This is a genomic window from Rhodococcus sp. RCBS9 (assembly GCF_029457415.1).
Taxonomy (GTDB): Bacteria; Actinomycetota; Actinomycetes; order Mycobacteriales; family Mycobacteriaceae; genus Rhodococcus_F; species Rhodococcus_F qingshengii.
Window position 1 is genome coordinate 4,193,379 of the sequence record NZ_CP120422.1, and the last position, 17,132, is coordinate 4,210,510.

Here is a 17,132-nt window from a genome sequence, read left to right on the forward strand (position 1 = left end):
CGGTACTCCCGTCACTGATACTCCCGCAGTCGAGGCCAGAATCCGATGAAGATTCCGGCAACTCCGAGAACTGCCAATACAGACATGCCCGGTGCGGAGGCAGCCAACACCCGGGAGGCGTACGAGACGTCGGACCGAAGATTCGTGCGCGAATCCACGATTCCCTGCCAGAGTTCGTGATCGAGCTTTCCGTACTCCGCGGCCGAATCCTGTTCTCCGGCGCCGATGGTGATGGCTGCGGCGGACGTGAAGTCGCCGTTTCCGAGACGGTCGTACATGCGCGTGTGCGCAGCCACCCACTGCTGGCGCGAGTCGAGTGCGGCGGTCAGCACTTCGCTGTTCACTCGGGCGCGTTCGTCGCTTTGCAGGCCCTCGAGGATGTCCCGCAGAGCATCGACCTTGCGGGTGAACGTCACGTTGTCCTCGGCGGTCGAATCCCGCCTCGCCAGCGTGAGGGTTTCCACGGTGCGTGCTTGCTGCGCCATGATTCGTGCCTCGGTCAGTTCGTGCAGTGGCTCGGCCCCGGCGTCGAGCGCGCGCCCGGTGGCCAGTGCGGAGACCAGTCCGACCGTGAGCAGCCACAGCAGAGCTGCAGCGACCGCGAGCGAGGCAAGGATCAACCCGAGATTGAAGCGTCGGCGACTCTTGCGGGAGAAGTACATCTGTGTCGCCACCAGCGCGCACAGCACGAAGACGAACGCCACGATCGGCCACCACGGTGGAGTCTCGAAATCGCGCTGTACTTGGGAGACCAGCGTCTCCTGCGAGGCGTGCAGTTGCTGGGCCATCGGCAGCAGCGAGGTCTGCATCAACTGGGAGGCCTCGCTCAAATATGCTGCCCCGACCGGGTTTCCGACGCGATTGTTCGCCCGTGCAGTTTCGACCAGCCCGGTGTAGACCGAGAGGTCGGTCGAGATGGTGGTCAACGCGCTGTGACCGGCAAGATCGGTCGAGTCGAGACCGGCCGACGCCTGGACGATCTCCGCAGAGGCCTCACCGATCGACTGCGTGTATCGGTCGCGGACTTCGGCGGGTTCGAGGCCGCCGGAGATGAAGGCGGTGGCCGCGGCGGCGTCTGCCAAGGACAACGCACTGTAGAGATTCTGGGCCGAGTTGGCGAGAGGCTCGGTTTCGACGAGGAGGAGGTCGAGGTTCGCCTGGCGGTTCTCGATCGCTGCGGTGGCGAGGAGTCCGGCGATCAAAGTGATCGCGATCAGGATCAGTCCGACGACGGTCAACCGGCCAGGCGTCGAGGACATGAAGGCCTGCAGTTCGCGCCGCAGAAGTGCCTGCTCGTCCTCCGCCGACACTGATGTGGCCTCGGAGGGCGGCAGCGACCGGGGTTCGATGGACGGGACGACACGGTCGACCATCGAGCACCTCACTTCGCTGTAGGCGGGCTACCGAGAAATGATGCCGCCGAGAAATGATTCAGGGCATCTTCGCGAGCATATAAGCATCACCTACACCTGGAGCAGTTTGAAACGGTTAGTGTGGGACAACGGCGAGAGCAGGCGGAGCGAGGTAGTCGATGCGTGGTGACGGTGACGGTTGGTCCATCGGATCGGACGGTACTCGGCATTGGGGTAAACACGGAGCTGCAGGACTGCTTCTTCGTGCCCCCGATTCGGACGGATCACCCATGGTCTTGCTGCAGCATCGTGCGGCGTGGAGCCATCAGGGCGGAACGTGGGCACTGCCCGGCGGTGCGCGGGACTCACACGAGAGCACGACGCACGCTGCCGTCCGGGAAGCACACGAAGAAGCAGGTATCGCCGAGGACGCCGTCCGTGTCCGCGGGGAAGTAGTGACGATGCGGGCCGAGAGCGGGTGGACTTACACCACCGTCGTGGCTGACGCGGCGCATCCACTGTCGACGGTTGCCAATGGTGAGAGCACCGAGTTGCGGTGGGTACGCGAAGCCGACGTCGACTCACTGCCGCTGCATCCGGGCTTCGGTTCCTCATGGCCCGACCTCCGGACCGAGCCTGTTGTGGCCGTGGACGGCGATCCGCACACCGTCGTGCTCGAGGACGGCGGATTCGGATGGTTGTCGGGTAGTTCCCGCCACGGCAGTGACCAGGCAGGCAGCGACCAGGCAGGCAGCGACCAGGCACGCGGTGACCAGGCAGGCAGCGACCAGAACCTGTCCGAGGCGAGCAGTACCCAGTCGTAGCAGTCGAGTCTTCACAGTTCATACACAGCAGAAGGGCCGGACTCCGCGGGAGTCCGGCCCTTCGGTGTTTCGGTCGTCGACCGAAACGAGGCTCAGCTGAGCGAGTTCAGCGCCGTGATGAAGCTGACCGCGGTGATACCGAGCTTGAGCAGCTCGCTGATCTTGCCGAGGTTCAGGTCTTCGAGCGATTCGGTGCTGAGCGAGCCGGTGTCGAGGGATCCCATTTAGTGCTCCTAGGTTCAGTTAGTAACTGGAGGTAAACTACAACAAACCGAATGGGATGTGACACGCAATCGAAGCAACTGTGAGCAAGATCACTTAATCCGACTTTTCGGACATCCAATCGCACCTAGGAACTGGGAGTTTGTTGTCTGATCGGACAACTTCCGTTCACAATTCGAGTCAGGCGTGCTGACCCGTAACTGTGCGGAAATCGCCCGGCAAACACTTGACGAACGCCAGTTACCGGCTTTCAGCGCCCAGCGACGGCTGCGGCGAGGCGTTGCGCGGCCGCCTGGGGATCCGATGCTTGCGTGATTGCACGCACGACGACGATGCGCGTGGCGCCGGCATCGAGCAGCTCTGGCAGACGTTCTTCGTCGATGCCGCCGATCGCAAACCAGGGCCGCGGCGGTGCGGCGTCGGCGGTCGATCGAACCAGTTCCAAACCGGACGCACTTCGATTCGGTTTGGTCGGTGTCGCCCAGACCGGCCCGGTACAGAAGTAGTCGACGCCCTCTTCGATGGCGGCCAGACTCGCCTGCGCGCGACTGCTCGTCGAACGGCCGATGACTACGTCTTCACCGACAACGGTTCGCGCGTAGGGGACGGGAATGTCGTTCTGGCCGAGGTGGAGGATGTCGGCGCCGGAAGCCATCGCGAGATCCGCGCGATCGTTGACGGCCAACAATGCGCCGTGGCGTCGCGCTGCGGTCGCGAGAATGCCCAGCGCCACCAGTTCGTCCTTGGCCTCGAGCGGGCCGAACTCGCGCTCACCGGCAGAGCCTTTGTCACGCAATTGGATGATGTCGACTCCGCCGGACAATGCTGCCTCGGCGAACTGCGCGAGGTCGCCTTTCTCGCGGCGCGCGTCGGTGCACAGGTACAGCCGTGCTGCTGCCAGGCGCTCGCGCCGGTCGATGTCGTTACTGGGATGTGTGGGGTGCACGGAGCAAACGGTAGCCTCTAGGGAGCAAGGTTCGACACGGGAGTCCTGAAACGTCGTCGTCACTTTTTGTCGTGACTGCGAGGTTCGTAGGGCTGAGAGGGGATCGCGACCAGATCCCGACCGTCAGACCTGACCCGGATCATGCCGGCGCAGGAAGTGGAGGTGGAGTTTCGTGAGTACACACGCTCGTACGGTGTCGGTTGTCGGCGGCGGTGTCATCGGTCTCGCTATCGCGTGGCGAGCAGCCCGCGACGGGTGGGCCGTTCGGTTGTACGACCCGTCCATTGGATCAGGTGCTTCGTGGGTGGCGGGCGGAATGCTTGCCCCGCTTTCCGAAGGCTGGCCGGGTGAAGAAACCGCGTTGACAATCGGTGCAGCGTCCCTGGAACGGTGGCCGACGTTCGGTGAGGAGCTCGGAAAATTCGGGCAATCGGTCTTCACCGCGGACAGCTCGCTGACGGTTGCACTCGACGCTGCCGACGCGCAGGACCTGCAGACCATCGCCGAGTGGGTGAGCTCGCAGGGGCACGAACTCGAAGTTCTCGGTCGCGCGCGCATCCGTGAACTCGAACCGATGCTGGGCCGGGGCATCCGGTCGGGGTTGATGGCTGTTGGTGAGTCCGCCGTCGACAACAGACTTCTGCTGGCGGCGTTGCAGAAGGCCTGTGCGGAATCCGGCGTCGAATTGATCGCGCGGGCCGTCGACGACCTCGCCGAACTCGATACCGATCAGATAGTGCTCACCGCCGGTATCGCGTCACCCAAGCTGTGGCCCGGGCTACCTGTACGCCCGGTCAAGGGCGAAATCCTTCGCTTGCGCAGTAGGCCTGGAGTCACCCCGGCGCCCAGCCGCACCATCCGCGGAAGCGTCCACGGGCGGCCCGCCTACCTCGTCCCGCGCGGTGACGGAATCGTCGTCGGCGCAACACAATACGAGTCTGGTGAGGACACACAGGTCACGATGGCCGGAGTACGGGACCTGATCAACGACGCCGAGGCACTGATGCCGGCGATCGGCGAATACGAACTGTACGAGTGCGCGGCAGGTCTGCGTCCCATGACGCCGGACAACCTGCCGTTGATCGGGCGCGTGTCCGATCGTGTTGTCGTCTCCACCGGGCACGGCCGCAACGGAGTCCTGCTGACGCCCGTCACCGCCGATGCGACGGTCGCGTTGCTGAACGGCACATCTTTGGTCGAGGTAAAAGGAACCGAACCCGAGCGGTTCGCAGTAGCTAAGGAAAATTCATGAGTGAGCAGGTCCCGATCGGGATCACCGTCAACGGCGAAGATCTCGAGTTCGATCGAGCAGTCACGGTGACCGAACTTCTGACGCACCTCGAGTTGCCGAGCAAAGGCATCGCCGTCGCCGTCGACGGTGCGCTCTTTCCTCGCGGGCGTTGGGACGAATCCGTCGGACGTGGTTGGGAAATCGAGATCCTCACGGCGGTGCAGGGTGGCTGAGCAGGACCTTCTCACTATCGCGGGCCGCAGTTTCGGTTCCCGGCTCATCACGGGGACAGGCGGCGCCGCCAACCTTGCGGTGCTCGAGGAAGCGCTTGTCGCCTCCGGTACCGAACTGACCACCGTCGCGATGCGGCGAGTCGACGCGGCCGGCGGCACCGGCGTTCTGGACCTGCTTCGTCGCCTCGGAATCGAACCGTTGCCGAACACCGCCGGGTGTCGAGGCGCCGCCGAAGCGGTCCTGACGGCGCAGTTGGCACGCGAAGCGCTCGAGACGAACTGGGTCAAACTCGAAGTCATCGCCGACGAGCGGACTCTGCTGCCCGACGCAATCGAACTCGTCTCCGCCGCAGAACAATTGGTGGACGACGGATTCACCGTCCTGCCGTACACGACGGACGATCCGGTGCTGGCGCTTCGCCTCGAAGAGGTCGGCTGCGCGGCAGTCATGCCGCTCGGTTCACCCATCGGGACAGGGCTGGGTATCGCGAATCCGCACAACATCGAGATGATCGTCGAGCGCGCCGGTGTGCCCGTCATCCTCGACGCCGGAATCGGAACGGCCAGCGACGCCACCCTTGCCATGGAGTTGGGCTGCGACGCCGTCCTGCTTGCGACAGCGGTGACGCGGGCCAAGAATCCCGCGTTGATGGCGTCGGCGATGCGGCACGCAGTGGTAGCAGGTTTCGAAGCGCGTCACGCCGGCCGGATTCCCAAGCGGTTCTGGGCCCAAGCATCGTCCTGACGGACCATTTCCGGGTGTTTTCTCAGGGTTATGCCCGGATTATCCGGCTTCGTGTCCTACCTGAGTACCACTCGGAACTAGACCTGTGGCCGATGTGCTGGTCATTGCCGGTAGGGCAAAGTTCTCCTCATGATTGAACTGAGGGGATTGACCAAGGTTTACGGACCGACGAAAGCGGTGGACGATTTGTCGTTCACGGTCAAGCCGGGCATCGTGACGGGCTTCCTGGGCCCGAACGGTGCCGGTAAGTCGACGACGATGCGGATGATCCTGGGTTTGGATCAGCCGACGTCGGGTGCGGCGTTGATCGAGGGCAAGCCGTACCGCGAGCTCAAGACGCCATTGCGGACGGTCGGTGCGTTGCTGGATGCGAAGTGGGTGCACCCCAATCGCAGTGCGCGGGCGCATCTGCAGTGGATGGCTGCTTCGAACGGGATCCCGAAGTCCCGCGTCGACGAGGTGCTCGGGTTGGTCGGATTGTCCGAGGTGGCGGGTAAGAAGGCCGGCGGGTTCTCGCTCGGTATGTCGCAGCGTCTCGGGTTGGCGGGTGCGTTGTTGGGGGATCCGAAGGTGTTGTTGTTCGACGAGCCGGTCAACGGTCTCGATCCGGAGGGCATCGTCTGGATTCGTAAGTTCATGCAGCGGTTGGCGGCCGAGGGCCGCACGGTGTTGGTGTCGAGTCACCTTCTGTCGGAGATGGCGCTCACGGCGGAGCAGTTGGTGGTGATCGGTCGGGGTCGGTTGATTTCGGATTCGACGGTGGCGGAGTTCGTGGATCGTTCGTCGGAGTCGACGGTGCGGGTGCGTAGTCCTCAGCTCGATGCGTTGCGCAGTGTGTTGCTCTCGCAGGGGCTGACGGTGCGTGAGGACGGTTCCGGTGTTGCCCCGGCATTGGTGGTGGTGGATTCGACCACCGATGTGATCGGTGGTTTGGCTGGTTCGCAGGGAATCGTGTTGTACGAGTTGGCTTCTCAGCAGGGGTCGCTCGAGGATGCGTTCATGAAGTTGACCGGGGACGATGTCCAGTACCACGCATCCGGTATCGATCCGGGTGCCGGAGCCCACCACGCAAATACACAGCAGGCAAACACGCAGCAGGCTATGGGAGGTGCACTGTAATGGCTGTTCTCAGTGCTGAACGTATCAAGATCACCACGACCAAGTCGCCGCTGTGGTGCTCGGTCATCATCGTCGTGCTCGCGCTCGGCTTCGCGGCCATCATGGGCGCGGTTGCCAAGTCGGCTCTGACGTCCTCCGACGTCCAGGGAGCACCGGACCTCGACACCGCCGTTGCCACGGCCGGCATCTCGGGTTTCGGAATCATGGTTCTCATGATCATGGCGGCCCTCGCGGTCACCAGTGAGTACCGCTTCGGGACCATCCGCACCACCTTCCAGGCAGTTCCGAACCGTGCCTCGGTTCTGATCGCCAAGGCCGGCCTCATCGGTGCCTTCGGTGCGGTGCTGACGTTTGTCCTCGCTTTCGGGTCCTACGCGGTGGCCAAGGCCATGGCCGGTTCCGAGGCCAGCACGGGTCTGACCCTGTCGACCGGCGATGACTGGCGTGCGATCTACGGCATCCCGGTTTACGCCTTCCTGTGCGTGATCCTCGCTGTCGGCGTCGGATCGATCATCCGTCAGTCGGCCGGCGCTATTGCGTTGCTCCTGCTCTGGCCGCTGCTCATCGAGAGCCTGTTCGGACTGTTCGGCAGTGTCGGCGAGAAGATCACTCCGTTCCTGCCGTTCGCGAATGCAAACCACTTCCTCAGCCCTGGTGGCGGAAGCCTTGATTTCCACTGGGGACCCTGGGGCAGCCTGATTTACTTCGCGGCCTTCGTTCTGGTGATTTTCGGAGCAAGTATCGTCATCGTGAATCGTCGCGACGCCTGATCTTGTCGCTCCCTCGGTAGGTGTTGTCGGGAGACCTACCGAGAACAAGGAGTGACAGCAGAGTAGGGACCCAGTACGAAAAACCATTCGTACTGGGTCCCTTTCCTGTGCTCCGGCCGATATCCTCCGAAGATGAGACTCTTCGGTGTGGTTGTGGTCGCAATGGCTGGAGCACTCGTGGTGAGTGGATGCGCGTCGGGAAGTGAAGCGGCCGTCCCGACAGACCCGGTTGCATTCTCCGAGACCGTCACCGTCGACGCCGTGACCGGGCATCTGGAGCAACTCGAGAAGATCGCCGCCAACAACGAGGGCAATCGATCGGCCGGTACCCCCGGCTATGACGCCAGTGTCGACTACGTGGCAAACCTGCTCGAAGACAAGGGTTTCGAGGTCAGCACCCCGGAATTCGACTTCAGCTCCTTCGATCCCGGCACCGAATCCCTGAAAGCCGCTGACGGCTCCGATGTTCCGGTGCGGGCGCTGACATATTCCACCTCCACGGGACCGACCGGAATCACGGCGCGTCTGGTGGCGATTCCCGCCGACGAGACCCCCGGTTGCGAGGCCACCGACTACGACGGCCGCGACGTGAACGGTGCCATCGTGCTGGTCACCCGTGGAGTGTGCCCGTTCGGCGACAAGCAGAAGATCGCCGCTGATCGCGGCGCGGCGGCGTTGCTGGTTGCCAACAACGAGGACGCAATGCTGGGCGGGGCTACCTTGGGTGAACCCGAAGACGCCCGCATTCCGACCGGCGGGGTGAGTAAGGCGTCGGGCGAGGCTCTTGCCGCAGCGCCCGGAGACCTCACGCTGATTCTCGACACGTCGACGGAAACGACGAAGTCGCGCAACGTGATTGCACAGACCAAGACCGGCGCGACCGACAACGTGGTTGTCGTGGGCGCCCACCTGGACAGTGTGCCGGAAGGTCCCGGAATCAACGACAACGGAAGCGGCACCGCAGCCGTGCTGGAAACCGCGCTGCAGATGGGAAGCTCACCGAGCATCGAAAATGCCGTGCGTTTCGCTTTCTGGGGAGCGGAAGAAGTGGGATTGGTCGGCTCCACCCGCTACGTCGAGGGTCTGAGCGATCAGGAACGGGCCGACATCGCCCTGTACCTGAATTTCGACATGCTCGGTTCGCCCAACGCCGGATACCTGGCTTACGACGGCGACAACTCGGATGCCGTCGGGGAGGGGCCCGGGCCCGAGGGGTCGGCGGGCATCGAGCGCACCTTCGTCGATTTTCTCGCCGGGCGAGGGATTGCGGCGGACGGAACGGACTTCGACGGGCGCTCCGACTACGGCCCGTTCATCGAGATCGGGATCCCGGCGGGTGGCGTGTTCAGCGGCGCGGACGAGCGCAAGACGCCGGCACAGGCCGAGAAGTGGGGCGGAGAGGCGGAGGAGACTTTCGACCCGAACTACCACAGTGCCCAGGACAACCTCGCGAACATCGATCGCGAAGCGCTCGCTGCCAACGCTTCTGCAGTAGCCTTCGGAGTTGCGACGTATGCCCAGGATTTGAGCGGACCGAACGGTGTTCCCGTCGGCGATGCCCGGACACAGGCCAGAACCGAATGATCGACTGACCGAATGATCGACTGACCGAATGATCGACTGCGCGAGCGACCAGGAGGCCACTGTGCGAGAACGGCGGCAGCACACTGTCTGTAACTCTGAGTTACGCTTGAGTTATGGCTGATCTGTCCCCGGAGAACACCGACACGGCAGGTGCTTCTTCCTCCTCGGTTCGAGGCGTCGTCGACGTCGTCTTGAACTCTGCGGCAGAACTTAACCGTCGGCAGCAGCTCATCGACGCGCTACGACGCCTCAGGCGGGCACTACCCGGTGATCCAGGGTTTGGGGATCCGCTCTCGCTCGCCGGCCCCGGCGGTGCGCGCGCCGTGGCGCGCGTCGCTGACAGATTGCTCGATCAGAAGCCGGCAGCCACTCGCGAAGTGAGCCTCGGAGCACTGCAGGTGTGGCAGGCAGCGCTGGAAAAGATGGGCCGCGGACGTGGCGATCAAGAACTGACCATCGTCTTCACCGATCTGGTGGGCTTCTCCACCTGGTCGCTCGCAGCCGGTGACGGCGCGACGCTGACCCTTCTGCGTGCGGTGGCGCAGGCCGTGGAAACTCCGATCACCGACAACGGCGGACACGTCGTCAAACGGATGGGCGACGGTCTGATGGCAGTGTTCATTCGCCCGGATGCGGCTTTGAAGGCGGTGTTCACCGCGCAGGACGCGCTCGCGGAAGTCGATCTCGACGGATACACCCCGCGCATGCGCGTCGGCCTACACACTGGTACCCCGCGTCAGATCGGTGACGACTGGCTCGGCGTCGACGTGACCATCGCCGCCCGCATGATGGGCCTGGGCGGCGACGGAAACGTCATGATGTCGGCGACGACTCTCGAGGAACTCGAAGCCGGCACCCTCGAGGATCTCGATCTCACGATCCGGCCATGGCGACGAGGGTTTTTCGCCACGACGCCCAACGGGGTTCCCGTCGACCTGGGAATCTGGCGCGTGCGCCGGAACTAGCGCCCTGGACCTCGAGCGCTAGACCTGGAGCCGCCAGAGCGGGGACACCGGACCGTGTCCCGCGCCGAGGTCGTACGACGCCTCGAGGCACTTGGTCACCCACTCCTTGCCGAACGCCACCGCGTCCGGAACGGAATAGCCGTGTGCGAGAGCGCAAGTGATCGCAGCAGCCAGCGTGTCTCCGCCGCCGTGATCGTTGCCGGTGTCGATCCGGGCACTGCTGAATTCGAGGAAACGGTCGCCGTCGAACAACAGGTCGGTGGACAACTCCGAAGTACGAAGGTGGCCACCCTTGACGATGGACCATTGAGCGCCGAGCGCATGCAGCGCTTCTGCCGCTTGGCGGGCGCTCTTGTCGTCGACGACCTCGATACCGGTGATCAACCGAACCTCGTCGAGGTTCGGAGTGACCACCGTGGCAGCCGGAATCAAGGTGTTGCGGACCGCGTCGAGAGCTTCTTCGTGCAGCAGCGGATCGCCGTGCATCGACGCGCACACCGGGTCGACCACGAGCGGAATCGGACGGTCGCGGCCGATCCCAACCTCGGCGGCAACCGCGGCCACCGCTTCGATGATCGTCGTCGACGCGAGCATTCCCGTCTTCGCCGCACCGACGCCGATGTCCGAGACCACGACCCGCACCTGGTCGGCGACGATCTCCGGCGGAATCTCGTGGAATCCGCTGACTCCCACCGAATTCTGGACCGTCACCGCGGCGACGGCCACGCAGGCGTGCACTCCGCACATCGCCATCGTGCGGGAATCGGCTTGAATGCCGGCTCCGCCACCGGAGTCGGTTCCGGCGATGGTCAATGCCCGAATCGGGGTCTGTCCGGCGGGGGTCAGGGGCAGCAGCTTCACGACGACGAGCCTACCGATCGGACCTGGGGAAACGGCAGTTCGGTCCCACCTCTCGCGGGAACGACGGCGCGAACTGCGATTGCGATCCGGTCGTTCCCGGTGCAAAAATTGGTCGAACCCGGGACAGCGTCGTCGGTAGCTGATTCTATGAGTGGCATGGATCACAGTTATGGAGAGCGTGCGAACGCAGCTGTCGCCGATCGCGCAGGTGCACATCGTGCCGTGGAGGTCGCCGCAATGAACGACATCGAAAATTCGAAAACCGGAACCTCACCGGAAGTCACGCTCGTGGACAATCCGTCGCACGAACGATTCGAACTGCTCTCCGACGACGAGTTGGTCGGCATCCTCGGATACCGCGACGAAGACGAGATTTCGGGGAGCGGAGCCGAAGCGGGCGACGTGGTTGCGTACATGCATACCGTCGTCAAAGAGGAGTACGGCGGGCAGGGACTGGCAGCCGTACTCGTGCAGTTCGCAATGGACTGCGCCCGTGAACGTGAATGGTCGGTACGGCCCGTGTGTACCTATGTTCAGCGGTACCTCGGCGAGCACCCCGAGTATCTGGAACTGCTCGTCGAGGACTAGAAGCCCGAGGGTGCAAACAGACGATCAGGCTCCGAGATTCACGATCACCCGAGATTCACGATCACCGGAGCGTGATCGCTGGCGCCCTTGCCTTTTCGCTCGTTTCGATCGATCTCGGCCGCCTCGACGCGTGCTGCGAATGCCGGTGAGCCGAGGATGAAGTCGATTCGCATACCCTGCTTCTTCGGGAAGCGAAGCTGCGTGTAATCCCAGTACGTGTACACGCCGGGACCGGGTGTGTACGGGCGAACTACGTCCGCGAACCCGGACTCGGTGAAGGCGGTGAACGCAGCTCGTTCCGGCTCCGACGTGTGGGTCTTGCCCTCGAAGAAAGCGGGATCCCACACGTCGTCGTCCGTGGGAGCGACGTTCCAGTCGCCGACCAGGGCGATCTGCGCGTCGGGATCCTGCTTGAGCCAGCCCTCCGCGTCGTCGCGCAGCTTGGCCAGCCAATCCAGCTTGTAGGCGTAATGCGGGTCTTCCAGCTCACGGCCGTTGGGGACGTACAGGCTCCACACCCGCACACCGCCGCAGGTGGCACCGATCGCACGTGCCTCGCGGACCGGGTCTGCCTCGGGATCCTTGTCGAATCCGGGCTGATCCTCGAATCCGATCTGCACGTCCTCCAAGCCGACGCGGGAAGCGATGGCGACACCGTTCCACTGGCTCAACCCGACGTGGGCGACCTCGTAGCCGATTTCCTTGAAGCGTTCGTACGGAAACTGCTCGTCCTTGCACTTGGTTTCCTGCATTGCCAGGACGTCGACGTCGGATCGACCGAGCCAGTCGATGATCCTGTCGGTACGGGCACGGACGGAGTTGACGTTCCAGGTAGCGATGCGCACGAGGGCAAGCCTAGCGTCAGCCGCCGACAGGATCGGTGGCGTATCGGTAGCGGTGGTGTTCGACGAATCCGAGTTGCTCGTAGAGCGCGATCGCCGCGAAGTTGTCCGCCGAAACCTGGAGGTACGCGTGCGTCGCACCGTTCTGGAGACCCCAGGAGAGTAGATCTCCGCAGATCAGCGACCCGATTCCGTGACGACGGTGTTCAGGGGCGACGTGAATGCCGGTCAGTCCTACCCAGCGTTTGTGGTCGGGTGCCTCGGTGAGCGCAGCGCGCCCGATGGCAAGCGTCGTGTCGGTGTTTCCGATCGCGCCGAAAGTTGCAGTGCCCACGACAGCCGTGAGGACCGCCTCGACGTACGCCGGATCGCCGTGGGCGTCGTACATCGACAGCCAGTTGTGGTTGGGGTGGTCGGCGAACGAGGTGACCGGAGGACCGAGCGGCAGCGTGACATTGTCCAGATCGGCGGCCATCACGATGGTTTCCTTCTTGCTGGTCCACCCGTCCGGAGCGGTGCCGAGTCGATCGGGGAGGAGCAGCAGGGTCGGCAGGCCGCGGTCACCGAACCACTGGCGTATCCGCTCGATGGTGCTCGCGTCGAAGCCGGCAACCGCCCCCGCACCACCGAGCGGCAAAGCCGAATTGGCGCGGCCGGTGACACCGTGACCGGCGCGCAGCAACCAACCGTCGATCCACGCCTGCTCGACACCCGGCCACGCCGCCGCAGCAGCCGTTTCGAGGTTTCGAATCTCGCCGATGCGAATCGGGCGGGCCGAGAGACTCTTGAGCGCGATCACCTGATCGGCGGAGACCTGGACCAGCCGACCGTCGCCGGCGCGGACGGCGATGGGATCGGCGCCCTCGAGGATGCCGATGACGTCGGTCATGGGATGCGAATAGCCGGGTGGGAGCTTGTATCGCAAAACCACCCGGCTACCGATCGAAATGTTGCCGTTCAGAGCAGAATTCTCAGTCTTCGTAATCGTCGTCGTCGTGACCGAACGGATCGTCGACGGTCCCCGGCGTCCAGGTCAGACCGGGCTTGCCCCAACCGGAACGCTTGATGATCTTCTTGGCAGCGCGCGCGTTGCGGCCGATGAGTACGTCCGTGTAGAGGAAACCGTCGAGATGCCCGGTCTCGTGCTGGAGCATCCGTGCGAAGAATCCGGTGCCCTCGACCTCGATCGGGTTGCCGTCGGCGTCGGTGCCGGTGACCTTCGCCCAATCGGCGCGACCCGTCGGGAACTGCTCGCCCGGAACGGACAGGCAACCCTCGAAGTCTTCGTCCGGGTCGGGCATCGTCTGGGGGATTTCGGACGTCTCGAGTACCGGGTTCACGACGACGCCGCGTCGACGCTCGCTGCTGCGGTCGTCGCCGGGGCAGTCGTAGACGAAGACTCGCAGTGGAACACCGACCTGATTGGCCGCCAGACCGACGCCGTTGGCAGCGTCCATCGTCTCGTACATGTCTGCGATCAGTTCGGCGATCTCGGCCGGGGACTGAGTGACCGGCTCTGTCGCCTTGTGCAGTACCGGGTCGCCGACGATTCGGATGGGGAGGATAGCCATGCGGACAAGGATAGTGCGGCGCGCCCGCGTAGTTATCACGGCCCGCACACTCGATCATGGTTCAATGGTTGCTGAAGAACAGCGATGTAATTCGTTGCTCGGTCGGAACGTGGGCCGCGGGGGAAATTGTGAGTTACCTTCGGGCCAGAGGACCGAGAAACTCACGGCCGCGAGAATTCGGTCGGAAAAGAACACCGGGCATACGAGTCTCGCTGACGCCGAGCACAGCAGTCGAGGAGTGACATGGACGGCGCAACCGCGCGTAGTCGGAACCAGTCCGAAGGCACTGGCGCCGACGATTCGGTAGTAGATACAGCAGGCATGCACGAGGTCGGCGAAGACGGCCTCACCCGCCGGGAGCACGACATCCTCTCCTTCGAGCGTCAGTGGTGGAAGTACGCCGGTGCGAAGGAAGAAGCCATCAAGGAGTTGTTCGACATGTCGGCAACCCGCTACTACCAGGTTCTCAACGCCTTGGTCGATCGCCCCGAATCCTTGGCGGCTGATCCCATGCTGGTCAAGCGCCTGCGTCGTCTGCGTGCCAGCCGTCAGAAGGCCAGGGCCGCCCGTCGCCTCGGCTTCGAGGTCACCTGAATCACGCGTACATATGATCGGGCTGTCCACGCACTGGCGATAAGGTCGACATCGTGAGTACCCCGAAAGAGCAGCCGTCCGGACCTCCGCTTCGCGCAATCGCCATGGTGTTGATCGCGTTGGCGATCGTGTTCATCGGTCTCGGAGCAGCCTCACTCGGTGGATCGAGCGACGGTGGATCGAGCGACGAGAACACCGCAGCACAGCAGACCGAATCCTCGGCGCCTGCCACGACGAGCGCCCCCGCGCCGGCACCTGCCACTTCCAAGCCGGCAGCGACGACGCAACCCGCTTCGGGCGATACCACCACCACGTCGCGACCCTCGGGAACTGCGACGACCACGACTTCCAGCTCCGCGAGCGGCACCGACACGTCGAATGTCAGCGTTCGAGTTCTCAACAACAGCACCGTCTCCGGTCTGGCAGCAGGCACCGCCGAGGAATTGACGGCAGCAGGTTGGAACGTCGAGGAGACGGGTAACTACAGCGAGGGCACCGTCAGTACGACGACGGTGTATTACGGATCGTCCGCGGCGGAGAAGGCAGCGGCGCAGAAGATCGCGGCTGAACTCGGAGTCGCCGCAGAGCCTCGATTCGCCGGCATCGCGAACGCGTCACCTGGCGTGATCGTGATCGTGACCTCCAACTGACCGGTCGTGAAGGTGGAACTGACCCGTCGGTTCCAGCTACTACACGCGCCGTTATGATCAGAAGCACTTTCTCGCCACCTCAAAGGAGCGGTTCGATGGCCCCCAGCAGCACCCGGCGTATGTCCTGGCGCGTCGTTGCCCCTGTAGTCGCGATTGCCGCTTTCGGCTTGACCGCTTGCAGTAACAGCGAAGAGCCCAGCAGCGTCCCCGGCACGACTCCTCCGGTGTGGACCGGTGCAGCCGATCCCAGCGCGCACGAAAGCGCGGGCGGCCACGGTTCCGAGACGGCTCACGCCGGCGCTTCTGCCGAAACGGTCACCGCAACGCTGAACGGCACCGACGGCGCCAAGGTCGGAACGGTCACGTTCGCGCAGGAAGGTAGCGACGTCAAGGTCACCCTCGACGCCAAGGGCCTCACCCCCGGCTTCCACGGATTCCACGTCCACCAGGTCGCCAAGTGCGAGACCAATTCCGTTGCCCCCAGCGGCGGAGAGCCGGGTAACTTCCTCTCGGCAGGCGGACACTTCCAGGCCGAGGGTCACACGGGCCACCCGGCGAGCGGCGACCTCACTTCGGTTCAGGTCCTCGAAGACGGCACCGCCACACTGGTCACCACGACCGATGCATTCACCGTCGACGAACTGGTCGCAAACGGTGGAACATCCGTCATGATCCACGCCGGAGCGGACAACTTCGGCAACATCCCGACGCGTTACGCGCCGGCACCGGATCAGCAGACCCTCGACACCGGTGACGCCGGCGGACGCGTTGCTTGCGGTGTCATCACCAAGAGCTGACAAACTCACCTGAGTTTTGCATCACTTCCGGCGACTACCACGCAGTAGCCAGCACGGTGTTTTTACCGACACTGTGATTGGATTCTCTGCGTGGTAGTTCCATTTCCAGGTTCGCCGCGCCCGACGCTGGGCGTGGAGTGGGAGATCGCGCTGGTCGATCGCAAGACCAGAGATCTCTCCAACACAGCAGCCGAGGTGTTTTCGGCGGTCGAAGAGCTTGCCGGCTCCGAAACCCCGCACATCACCAAGGAACTACTGCGAAATACCGTCGAACTCGTCACGGGTATTCATTCGACGGTCGGCGAGGCGATGAGTGATCTCGACAGGTCACTGGATCTGCTTCGCCGCGCTGCGAATCCGCTCGGCGTCGACCTCATCAGCGCGGGCACGCACCCGTTCGCGCAATGGTCGACGCAGCTGGTCACCCGGACACCCGACTACGACGAACTCATCGAACGCACGCAGTGGTGGGGTCGGCAGATGCTGATCTGGGGCGTGCACGTTCATGTGGGTGTCTCGTCCGCGGATCGCGTTTTCCCCATCATCAACGCACTGCTGCAGCGCTATCCGCACCTGTTGGCGCTGTCGGCGTCCTCGCCGATGTGGGCCGGTGTGGACACCGGCTATGCGTCCAATCGCGCGTTGATGTTCCAGCAGCTCCCCACCGCGGGCCTTCCGTACCAGTTCGAGAACTGGGCCGAATACGAGTCGTTCATCGACGACCAGATGAAGACCGGTGTGATCACCAAGATCGGTGGCATGCACTGGGACATCCGTCCCGCGCCGAAGTGGGGAACCATCGAGGTCCGGGTGTTCGACGGCGTCTCGACACGCGCTGAACTGGGTGCTCTCGTTGCTCTGGTCCACTGCCTCATCGTCGATCTGGACCGCAGACTGAGTGCCGGTGAGACTCTGCCGAACATGCAGCCGTGGCACGTCAAGGAAAACAAGTGGCGCGCAGCGAGATACGGACTGGACGCCGAGATCATCCTCGACTCCGACGCAAACGAGTGCCTCGTCACTGACGATCTGGATCGCCTGCTCGACGACTTGGCGCCGATTGCGGTCTCACTCGGCTGCGCGGACGAGTTGGCGTCGGTGGCGGACATTCCCCGTCGCGGCGCGTCCTACCAGCGGCAACGTCGTGTCGCGGAAGCGACGGGCGGCGATCTGGTTGCGGTCGTCGACGCCTTGGTCGCAGAGTTGGGCACCTAGCAGGTTCACAGTGCGAAGGACTG

Annotated in this window: 20 protein-coding genes and 1 riboswitch; of the genes, 13 read left to right on the forward strand and 7 right to left on the reverse strand. The window is 63.9% G+C overall.

Going from position 1 to position 17,132, the window contains the following annotated elements:
- Positions 1 to 11 precede the first annotated feature (11 nt).
- Positions 12 to 1,373, reverse strand: coding sequence for a hypothetical protein (locus P0M12_RS19735; RefSeq protein WP_042452116.1), 1,362 nt, complete (start codon positions 1,371 to 1,373; stop codon positions 12 to 14).
- 158 nt (positions 1,374 to 1,531) lie between these two features.
- Here P0M12_RS19735 and P0M12_RS19740 point away from each other — a divergent pair, with 158 nt between their 5' ends.
- Positions 1,532 to 2,176, forward strand: a complete 645-nt coding sequence (locus P0M12_RS19740; protein WP_158170276.1) for an NUDIX hydrolase — start codon at positions 1,532 to 1,534, stop codon at positions 2,174 to 2,176.
- Positions 2,177 to 2,268: 92 nt separating this feature from the next.
- Here the strand turns inward: P0M12_RS19740 and P0M12_RS19745 are convergent, their stop codons facing one another.
- Both P0M12_RS19745 and thiE read right to left on the reverse strand, forming a co-directional pair.
- Positions 2,269 to 2,400, reverse strand: a complete 132-nt coding sequence (locus P0M12_RS19745; RefSeq protein WP_003944354.1) for a hypothetical protein — start codon at positions 2,398 to 2,400, stop codon at positions 2,269 to 2,271.
- Between the two features lie 248 nt (positions 2,401 to 2,648).
- A complete protein-coding gene (thiE, locus tag P0M12_RS19750) occupies positions 2,649 to 3,344 on the reverse strand; it encodes a thiamine phosphate synthase (RefSeq protein ID WP_003944422.1) in 696 nt (231 codons plus the stop codon).
- A gap of 26 nt (positions 3,345 to 3,370) precedes the next feature.
- A riboswitch (TPP riboswitch) is annotated at positions 3,371 to 3,517 on the forward strand.
- On the opposite strand from thiE, the gene thiO reads away from it, so the two are divergent.
- The 7 genes from thiO (at position 3,517) to P0M12_RS19785 (ending at position 9,991) form a co-directional block, all read left to right on the forward strand.
- Entirely contained in the window at positions 3,517 to 4,596 is a 1,080-nt protein-coding gene (gene thiO, locus P0M12_RS19755; protein WP_003944311.1) for a glycine oxidase ThiO, read from the forward strand. Its footprint overlaps the riboswitch before it by 1 nt.
- The gene (gene thiS / locus P0M12_RS19760) at positions 4,593 to 4,808 is read left to right on the forward strand and encodes a sulfur carrier protein ThiS (protein ID WP_003944402.1); all 216 of its coding nucleotides are present in this window, start codon (positions 4,593 to 4,595) and stop codon (positions 4,806 to 4,808) included. Before thiO ends, thiS begins: the two co-directional genes overlap by 4 nt.
- The gene (locus P0M12_RS19765; protein WP_007726857.1) at positions 4,801 to 5,553 is read left to right on the forward strand and encodes a thiazole synthase; all 753 of its coding nucleotides are present in this window, start codon (positions 4,801 to 4,803) and stop codon (positions 5,551 to 5,553) included. Before thiS ends, P0M12_RS19765 begins: the two co-directional genes overlap by 8 nt.
- Positions 5,554 to 5,682: 129 nt before the next feature.
- Positions 5,683 to 6,672: an ATP-binding cassette domain-containing protein gene (locus P0M12_RS19770; protein ID WP_046378165.1), complete on the forward strand. Its 990-nt coding sequence runs from the start codon at positions 5,683 to 5,685 to the stop codon at positions 6,670 to 6,672.
- Positions 6,672 to 7,442 (forward strand): ABC transporter permease, encoded by a 771-nt coding sequence (locus P0M12_RS19775; protein WP_003945038.1) that lies wholly within the window; start codon positions 6,672 to 6,674, stop codon positions 7,440 to 7,442. The genes P0M12_RS19770 and P0M12_RS19775 overlap by 1 nt, the downstream gene beginning before the upstream one ends.
- A 132-nt stretch (positions 7,443 to 7,574) precedes the next feature.
- Positions 7,575 to 9,026: a M20/M25/M40 family metallo-hydrolase gene (locus P0M12_RS19780; protein WP_007730129.1), complete on the forward strand. Its 1,452-nt coding sequence runs from the start codon at positions 7,575 to 7,577 to the stop codon at positions 9,024 to 9,026.
- A 113-nt stretch (positions 9,027 to 9,139) separates the two neighbouring features.
- Complete coding sequence (locus tag P0M12_RS19785) at positions 9,140 to 9,991, forward strand: adenylate/guanylate cyclase domain-containing protein (protein ID WP_007730127.1); 852 nt, start codon at positions 9,140 to 9,142, stop codon at positions 9,989 to 9,991.
- An 18-nt stretch (positions 9,992 to 10,009) separates the two neighbouring features.
- Here the strand turns inward: P0M12_RS19785 and thiD are convergent, their stop codons facing one another.
- Positions 10,010 to 10,852 carry a bifunctional hydroxymethylpyrimidine kinase/phosphomethylpyrimidine kinase gene (gene thiD / locus P0M12_RS19790; protein ID WP_003945044.1) on the reverse strand — a complete coding sequence of 281 codons (843 nt, stop codon included), beginning with the start codon at positions 10,850 to 10,852 and terminating at the stop codon, positions 10,010 to 10,012.
- Positions 10,853 to 11,089: 237 nt separating this feature from the next.
- On the opposite strand from thiD, the gene P0M12_RS19795 reads away from it, so the two are divergent.
- The gene (locus P0M12_RS19795; RefSeq protein WP_003945052.1) at positions 11,090 to 11,440 is read left to right on the forward strand and encodes a GNAT family N-acetyltransferase; all 351 of its coding nucleotides are present in this window, start codon (positions 11,090 to 11,092) and stop codon (positions 11,438 to 11,440) included.
- Between the two features lie 44 nt (positions 11,441 to 11,484).
- Here the strand turns inward: P0M12_RS19795 and P0M12_RS19800 are convergent, their stop codons facing one another.
- The 3 genes from P0M12_RS19800 to P0M12_RS19810 are packed head-to-tail and all read right to left on the reverse strand — an operon-like array spanning position 11,485 to position 13,853.
- Entirely contained in the window at positions 11,485 to 12,285 is an 801-nt protein-coding gene (locus P0M12_RS19800) for an exodeoxyribonuclease III (protein ID WP_054186900.1), read from the reverse strand.
- Positions 12,286 to 12,301: 16 nt separating this feature from the next.
- Complete coding sequence (locus P0M12_RS19805; RefSeq protein ID WP_158171036.1) at positions 12,302 to 13,213, reverse strand: GNAT family N-acetyltransferase; 912 nt, start codon at positions 13,211 to 13,213, stop codon at positions 12,302 to 12,304.
- Positions 13,214 to 13,253: 40 nt separating this feature from the next.
- Complete coding sequence (locus tag P0M12_RS19810) at positions 13,254 to 13,853, reverse strand: peptide deformylase (RefSeq protein WP_003945053.1); 600 nt, start codon at positions 13,851 to 13,853, stop codon at positions 13,254 to 13,256.
- Positions 13,854 to 14,096: 243 nt separating this feature from the next.
- On the opposite strand from P0M12_RS19810, the gene P0M12_RS19815 reads away from it, so the two are divergent.
- The 4 genes from P0M12_RS19815 (at position 14,097) to P0M12_RS19830 (ending at position 17,109) form a co-directional block, all read left to right on the forward strand.
- On the forward strand, positions 14,097 to 14,447 hold the full coding sequence (locus tag P0M12_RS19815) for a DUF3263 domain-containing protein (protein WP_007730120.1): 351 nt from the start codon (positions 14,097 to 14,099) through the stop codon (positions 14,445 to 14,447).
- Between the two features lie 53 nt (positions 14,448 to 14,500).
- Positions 14,501 to 15,097 (forward strand): LytR C-terminal domain-containing protein, encoded by a 597-nt coding sequence (locus P0M12_RS19820; protein WP_158171037.1) that lies wholly within the window; start codon positions 14,501 to 14,503, stop codon positions 15,095 to 15,097.
- A 95-nt stretch (positions 15,098 to 15,192) separates the two neighbouring features.
- On the forward strand, positions 15,193 to 15,894 hold the full coding sequence (locus P0M12_RS19825) for a superoxide dismutase family protein (protein ID WP_007730117.1): 702 nt from the start codon (positions 15,193 to 15,195) through the stop codon (positions 15,892 to 15,894).
- A gap of 90 nt (positions 15,895 to 15,984) precedes the next feature.
- Complete coding sequence (locus P0M12_RS19830) at positions 15,985 to 17,109, forward strand: glutamate--cysteine ligase (protein ID WP_003945034.1); 1,125 nt, start codon at positions 15,985 to 15,987, stop codon at positions 17,107 to 17,109.
- Positions 17,110 to 17,132 lie beyond the last annotated feature (23 nt).